At 39.6% G+C, this 6,935-nt stretch carries 7 protein-coding genes; all 7 read left to right on the top strand.

Features of this window, described 5'->3' with window-relative positions; all coding sequences use genetic code 11:
• Nucleotides 1-314 precede the first annotated feature (314 nt).
• The 7 genes from CHK_RS16395 to CHK_RS12025 all read left to right on the top strand — a co-directional run bounded on the left by CHK_RS16395 (nt 315) and on the right by CHK_RS12025 (nt 6,925).
• A complete protein-coding gene (locus CHK_RS16395) occupies nt 315-458 on the top strand; it encodes an AgrD family cyclic lactone autoinducer peptide (protein ID WP_131924770.1) in 144 nt (47 codons plus the stop codon).
• 288 nt (nt 459-746) lie between these two features.
• Nucleotides 747-1,136: a hypothetical protein gene (locus CHK_RS12050; protein ID WP_046444329.1), complete on the top strand. Its 390-nt coding sequence runs from the start codon at nt 747-749 to the stop codon at nt 1,134-1,136.
• Between the two features lie 201 nt (nt 1,137-1,337).
• On the top strand, nt 1,338-2,735 hold the full coding sequence (locus CHK_RS12045; RefSeq protein ID WP_046444328.1) for a DUF6034 family protein: 1,398 nt from the start codon (nt 1,338-1,340) through the stop codon (nt 2,733-2,735).
• A 60-nt stretch (nt 2,736-2,795) separates the two neighbouring features.
• Nucleotides 2,796-4,298, top strand: a complete 1,503-nt coding sequence (locus CHK_RS12040; protein WP_046444327.1) for a DUF6034 family protein — start codon at nt 2,796-2,798, stop codon at nt 4,296-4,298.
• 56 nt (nt 4,299-4,354) lie between these two features.
• Nucleotides 4,355-4,624 (top strand): hypothetical protein, encoded by a 270-nt coding sequence (locus CHK_RS12035; protein ID WP_046444326.1) that lies wholly within the window; start codon nt 4,355-4,357, stop codon nt 4,622-4,624.
• Between the two features lie 50 nt (nt 4,625-4,674).
• Nucleotides 4,675-6,048, top strand: coding sequence for a DUF6034 family protein (locus CHK_RS12030; protein ID WP_046444325.1), 1,374 nt, complete (start codon nt 4,675-4,677; stop codon nt 6,046-6,048).
• Nucleotides 6,049-6,103: 55 nt separating this feature from the next.
• Nucleotides 6,104-6,925 carry a hypothetical protein gene (locus CHK_RS12025; RefSeq protein WP_046444324.1) on the top strand — a complete coding sequence of 274 codons (822 nt, stop codon included), beginning with the start codon at nt 6,104-6,106 and terminating at the stop codon, nt 6,923-6,925.
• Nucleotides 6,926-6,935 lie beyond the last annotated feature (10 nt).

Below are 6,935 nucleotides of genomic sequence, written 5' to 3'. Positions count from 1 at the left end.
CTCCTGGATAAAAATCTAATTGTCTTGACAACATATAAAACAAAAAGTAACACTCGAGAGAATTAACGCAGATTTCCCATAACACCCAGAGTAAAGACATTCTTATTTCCTCCCCTGCCTATAAGACGAATTTTAATCTCTACATAATAAGTATATAGTATTTTTGAACGTATGCACAACTATTCGCTTGATGAAATCGGCTATTCGCGTGATGTGTGATACAAACAGATTTTAATGTGATATTTTAGTAATAGCCAGATAATCCTGTCTGGCAGTTTACCAAACCCAAAAGTAAATATTAGGAGGAAGAAGAAATGAAAAAGAACGCCAAAGGTTTCAAAAAGATCATGGTCAAAGCAACGGAAAAATCATTGATTTCCATTGCAGATGTTTTTGCAGGCTTGCCTTGCCATGGGCCATGGTATGAACCAAAAGTGCCTCAAAAATTAAAAAAATGAATGACATTTCTGGTGGGATGGGAACAGGATATTTTACCCCCTATTCCCGTTCCCAGAAAAAATACTATAAAGTCTTTGCTGGCTTGGAACGCAAGGCGAGAAAAAAGGAGGGAGTCCAATGGGAAATAAAAAGTCCTTATAAAACTGATGGCTCACGACCCTATCGCGTAAGCGATAGCCAGCTTCGCTATGCAACCAATTATAACGAGAAATCCAAGGGATTTCAACACACGAACTCTGTAATTCATAAACATTTCACATGTTTGTGAACCAAGAAAGGAGATTATGATGAAAAAATCAACGAGAATAATCGTAATGGTACTTATAGTTGTCATGGTTCTTGCTGTTGCTTCGACGGCTTTTGCCGGTAGGCCAGTAGTATATGGCAAAAAAGTTTTTGGTGGTCCATCGAGAACAGTATATACTGATACAAGGTCTGAGGTCAATTCTATGGATGTAACACCTACCGCTATACAATGGCGGGGCCAGAGTTCATGGAAGTATAGAGGATACAGGGGATCATCGGCAGGTACCGCGCTGCAAGAAATATATGGCGCATATTATCATTCTGCAAACTATATCGCAGGAACTCGAGGTCAAACTTATGATATGAAAATGAGTATTGCAAGTAGCAGTGACTCAGACTATTTAACATTTGATGGAAAATTATATATTTGAGTTCCAATACTTTGATTTTTGATTGAAATATGGTTACAGGTTGAGACTCCACAGCGAATAGTTTGTGGAGTCTCAACCAATTTAATTGATCGTAAACTGCTTTTTTTAATGCAATAAGCAATTATATCCGTTCTTTGAGGCAGTTAATGGAGAGTCGGCGTTTTGATAACAATCGATTACTTTCATAGGGAGAAAAGTAATATGAAGAGAGTGGGATTAAAGAAGAGAAGCCTATTATTAACCATTACGTTGGTGGCAACAGCGATACTCACAACGGCATGTCAAGCTACACCTAATATGCAAAATATTGTTGGGATAAACGATGATAGGATGGAGCAAATTTTAGTACAGCAAGATCACAAGCAGTATCCTTTTGTGGCAATAGATGCGCCGGAGCACGTAGGCACTAATTATGAAGAATATGGCAAAATGAAATTGGCATTCGATGCAGATATTATTATGCCGGAAACAACCGCATATCCCGTAATCGAAGTAACGAGACGCACTATTTCAGATGAAGACTTCCTTGACTTAATTGAGCTGTTTGCCGGAAGTAATAATGAAATGTATTCTAAATGGGAGTTATCTAAACAAGACTGGCTGGATAAACAGAATGAATATAAAACAAAAGATCCAGAGGGAGTATTATCGGAAAATTATATGCAATATTTGCAACAAAAATATAATGAGGCAGAAAAAGAAGTCCAAAACCCTTTAATTACGCTTGCTGACTCATCGACAAATCTTCCTTCAGAAATCTTTGTAAAACAAGAAAACGGCACGATTGGGTATTTTTATTTATCAAAGTTTAGCAATAATTTCACATATTTCAGAGATGTTGATTTAGAGCAATGTCCTGCTAGCATTTATAAAGATGAATATTTTGATGAAAACCTTGATACGATTGAACAGTTTTACTGGCGGCAACCAAAAGAACCCGAAATATCTCAGGCAGATGCGTATGCGCAAGCGCTAAAATATATTGATGCGCTAGAAATTGATCTGGAATTATATAAAGCCGAAACATGTACATTTTTAGATAATGTAGTTAATAAAAGTGTTGGTTGGAATTTTACCTTCACACGTAAAATAGCTAATGCGCAAGCTCGATATGACTTGAGTGGATTTGGTATTGATCCAAAATCAATGCCAAGCTATGGAGCGCCTTGGGATATAGAGGTATGTACAATCGGTATTGATAATAGCGGACTTTGCTTTTTAGAATATAAAGGGGCTTCTCAGATAAGCAAAGAAATACGAAATACCGCTGAGTTGGAGCAATTCGAGATTATACAAGAGCGGATAGCGAATCAGCTTAATTATATATATGGAACTGTCACTCGTGATAATGATGTCGGCGTTGAGATTATTGTATCTAAAATCGAATTAGGAATCAGCCTTGTATCAATTCAAAACGAGACCAAAACAGGGCTGTATATTCCCACATGGTATGTTGACTATTATATAAAATGGAGTGATGCTGAAGATGAAGTGGGAAATGGAGAGTTAAACACAATTATATTTAATGCAATAGATGGGAGCTATATTGAACCAAGAGTTACCAATGAAAAATTAATGAGCATATTATCAACGGAATAGCATTTATTTGTGTTGCTAAACATTCATGTACGTTGAAACTTTATAGAAGGGATATTGAATATGTTCAATCGACAAAAACAATCTAAAATATCTTTAGTTTTGATTATATTAACGATGTTCGCCTGCTTTAGTTCTGCTTGCCAGCCAACGCCGGAGGAAGATGCTGTTATAGGAAAATGGAAAAATTCTAATGAAATAATTCAGCGGGGGGCAGAAGATGCTGATGATTTAATGCAGGTAAACGATACATTATTTACAAAATTAGATGCGCCGGAACATTGGAATGTTAAATCAACGGCACTTAATGACAAGCTGAATATTATTGCAGATACCGAAGTAAAATTGCCCGGTGTATCACAACTTCCGGCAGCGACAGCATCATTAAGAGAATTCACACAGGAGGATTTAGATAAAATTGCCGAGATATGTGGCGTTTCGAAAGATGCGGTGTGGACAGAGACTGGAATTATTACAAAAGAAAATATTGAGAAGATGCTCATTGAGGACAAAGCTCTTATTGCTAGAGGCGTGGGACCGGATAAAAATAATCCGGACTTTGTTATAACTGATGATATGGTTGAGAAGGCGAAAGAATCAATAAAATATCTTGAACAAGAGTACATAATTGCCCCATACGAAAGTGAGCTGAAAAAAATAGAATTTACGATAGACACTCCGGATGATACATTTATTGGATTCGAGGGAACAACTCAAGTAGACGACCAACCATTTTATTTTATGGCTTCCAACCAATATGCTTACGATGGAGTAATCAGTGTTTATGCAAATTATGGAACCGATTTGGCTCCCTTCGGGGAGGTAAAGATTGATGCGCCGCTTGGTGTGGCTTTAACAAGAGAACAAGCTGCAAAGCAAGCGGAAGAGATTGCGGCACAGCTGACAGATGAACTTTCGCTTTGTCATATTGCACCTGCAACAACCGGACCAAGAGATGAGACTTCCCGCACATGGGGTTGGGCATGCGTGTTTATGCGTGAGATAAACGGATGTCCGACAGCGTATGAAACGACTGAGCTTTCCAATAGTCTGGAAGCGGTCAATGTTCCGGTGACCTATGAGAAGATGATTATTGTGATGGACGACGCTGGAATGACGAGCTTCACATGGGATACTCCCATGACGGTTGAATCGGTCGATAATCCTGATGTATCGCTGTTGTCATTTCCAGAGATTTCACAACGCGCAATCGAACAAATATCACAAAGATTTTCGGATAGTGTGACTGAAGATATTGTCGATAGGATTGACTGGGGCGATCCCGGCTGTACCGCAAATATTGTGGATGTAGAATTAGGTTTATCGCGTATTTCTAAGGAAAACAGCTCCGATTATTATTATTTGCCCGTATGGAAATTCTTCATTGAACTTGAACATACCGACGGATACTATGAGCGAACAGGAGTGGAACCTCCAGGCAACGATGACTATATAGACGAGAATGGATATCCATCCAATATCAACTTTGAATATTCACGGGGCTTAGATGTGATTACGCTGAACGCGCTGGACGGCACCGTGATTGATAATAGTCTGGGATATTAAACTCTGTCAAACGGCCGAACTCGTTATATGAAATAATGCAGATAGGATATGTTCGTGTGAACACTTTTAAAACAGACCTAAAACGCTCCCTTATGTCATGGGGCTTCATAGTAGGACTGACAGGGCTTACCGCAGCGGCGTTCTTCGGCGTGTTCGACCAAATGCTGCCCATATTTCAGGGGCAGATGGAGGGCGGGCTTCCGGCGGGGTACTCTATCCAGCTTGCCCTCTCGTCCCTGCAAACGGACGTGGTGCTCTTGGCGCTTCCCATCCTTTCTGCCCTGCCCTTTACGGCGGCGTTCGTGGACGATCATAAAAGCCACTAAATGTAATTGATGGAAGTATCATTGACAGAAGTATAAGGATATTAGTTATTATGAAAAATTCTAAACAGAAATTGAAAAATAGTATAGATCAAGAACGAAAGAACATTATGATAAAAATAATAACAGTTATGATTTTGGTTATTATTTCTACTTGTGTCATTATTTCATGCCAAAAGACACCAAGCGACAAATCGGTTATTGGAAAAAACAAGCAATCGTATGAAGAGTCAGAAGCATCATCTGGCGTTCCTATAAGTAGTTCTTCTTGGAAAGAGAATATAGTAGTCGGAGATAAGATAAATCTAAATATTGATGCGGAAATACTATCGCCACAAGCTAGTCAAGTACCTGTACTGACAGTCGAAATGATTGGTTATACTCAAGAGGAAGTGAATCAATATATCGATGTATTATTTGGGGACGCTAAATTATATGATGCAAAGATTATCCGAAGCAAGACTGATATTGAACAAGAAATAATTCAGGCAAAAAAAGATTTACAGGATGCCAAAAATGGAAAAATCACTTTAGAGAATGGAACAGAGGATCTTGAAAAATATCTGAAAAAATTGGAAGAGGAATATGCCAATGCACCTGAAACGAATAATGAAATCCCCATTGATTCAACAATGATTTATGATGAAGGGTTTCAAGCCATGTGGCTATGGGCCAAAGCTGACTTGGGTAGAAAGACAATGGGCAGTATTGATATAAGATCTGGAGACGATCCGGCAGAGTCAATGATTCAATTTATAAATACGGATGCAGGTTACCCATATGACGAAGCATACGAAGATCAAGACGCACCGAAGTCTTTAAACATTGGCTTATCTCAAGATGACGCTATTCAGGAGGCGAAAAAGCTTCTTTCGCGGATGAATATTAATGGTTATGATGTTTCTGCTGTTAAAATCGGAATTATTGAAGATCAACAGGCCTATTGTATCTATTTCACAAAAACATATGCTGGAATTCAAAGCACATATGAGAATAGAGAGGTTGCAGGCGGCGAGAACTCTGCTTTTCTTTCTTATGATAACATTAGAGTCGATATAGATGATGAAGTCATAGCAGGATTTTCATGGAAAGGGAGAGAGAAAGAAATTGATAAAAAGAATAGTAATGTAAAACTATTGGAGTTTGATGATATTAAGGAAATATTCAAAAAAAATGTCAAATTAAATTATGCAGTTTACTCTGAAACAGAAGATAGCAGAATAATTGACTTAAATGTCGATAGGATATTGTTTGGTTATCTGCGAATAAAGCAGCAAAACGATGAAACAAAATTTGACATAGTTCCAGTATGGGATTTTTTCGGAAATAGTGATATTTTAAATCAATTAGGCAATGGTGATTACAACAGCATTTTAACGATAAATGCCATTGATGGTAGTGTTATTGATCGTAATTCTGGATTCTGACGATTACAGGGTTTTACTGGTAATCAACGAATAAAAGTCTAGTGAGAGATAAATTGTGGAAGTGTTAAAAACAGACATAAAACGTTCCCTTGGCTCATGGGGCTTCATAGTAGGAACAGTAGGTATTGCAGTAGCGGCCTTTTTCGGGGTTTTCGAGCAAATGCTACCTGTATTCCAAGGGCAGATGGTGGGTGGCCTTATTGCTGGGTATTCCATCCAACTTTCCATTGATTCGTTGAAAACGGACGTGGTGCTGCTGGTACTGCCCATCCTTGCCGCACTGCCCTTCACGACAGCCTTTGTGGATGACCACAAGAGCCGTTACCTGCGCGAATACCTTCCACGCGCGGGCAAGCGGTCTTATCTTGTTTCGCGGGTAGCAGCGACTGCGCTTTCAGGCGGGCTGGCGCTCTTTTTGGGCGTGCTCCTTGTCTGTTTCGTGTTTGCCCTGCTGTTTACACCCATGGAACTCGTGCCGCAGGAAGCGGAGGAACTCATGGTGAGCACGGCAATGATTACGGAACCGGGTGGGCAGATTGACGTATCGGCGCAACTCACCTTTACTGATCTAATAGGACGTGCGTTTTTATTCTTTCTATCAGGCGCGTTATGGTCGCTCGTGGGGGGGCTGTTTGCCACGCTCACTATGAGTAAATATATGGCGTACGCTTCCCCATTTATCTTTTATTATGTCCTTATAATCCTATCGCAGCGGTATTTCACAGATATATATGTATTGAACCCGCAGGAATGGTTGAATCCTTCGGAGTTGTGGAACGCGGGAATATGGGGTGCAGCTCTTTTGGTAAGCGAGCTAATCTTGCTAATCGCCGTCGCTTATGGGCTTCTGATGCAAAGGAGGATACGTGATGCGTAAAGTAAGGCAG

Origin of the sequence: Christensenella hongkongensis, from assembly GCF_000981035.1 — a bacterium.
Classification (GTDB): domain Bacteria; phylum Bacillota; class Clostridia; order Christensenellales; family Christensenellaceae; genus Christensenella; species Christensenella hongkongensis.
This window is presented reverse-complemented; position numbering and strand designations above follow the sequence as displayed.

Coding starts and splice junctions, on each gene's coding strand:
- CHK_RS12030 (WP_046444325.1), top strand. CDS start 4,675: ATGAAAAATTCTAAACAGAAATTGAAAAATAGTATAGATCAAGAACGA.
- CHK_RS16395 (WP_131924770.1), top strand. CDS start 315: ATGAAAAAGAACGCCAAAGGTTTCAAAAAGATCATGGTCAAAGCAACG.
- CHK_RS12050 (WP_046444329.1), top strand. CDS start 747: ATGAAAAAATCAACGAGAATAATCGTAATGGTACTTATAGTTGTCATG.
- CHK_RS12040 (WP_046444327.1), top strand. CDS start 2,796: ATGTTCAATCGACAAAAACAATCTAAAATATCTTTAGTTTTGATTATA.
- CHK_RS12045 (WP_046444328.1), top strand. CDS start 1,338: ATGAAGAGAGTGGGATTAAAGAAGAGAAGCCTATTATTAACCATTACG.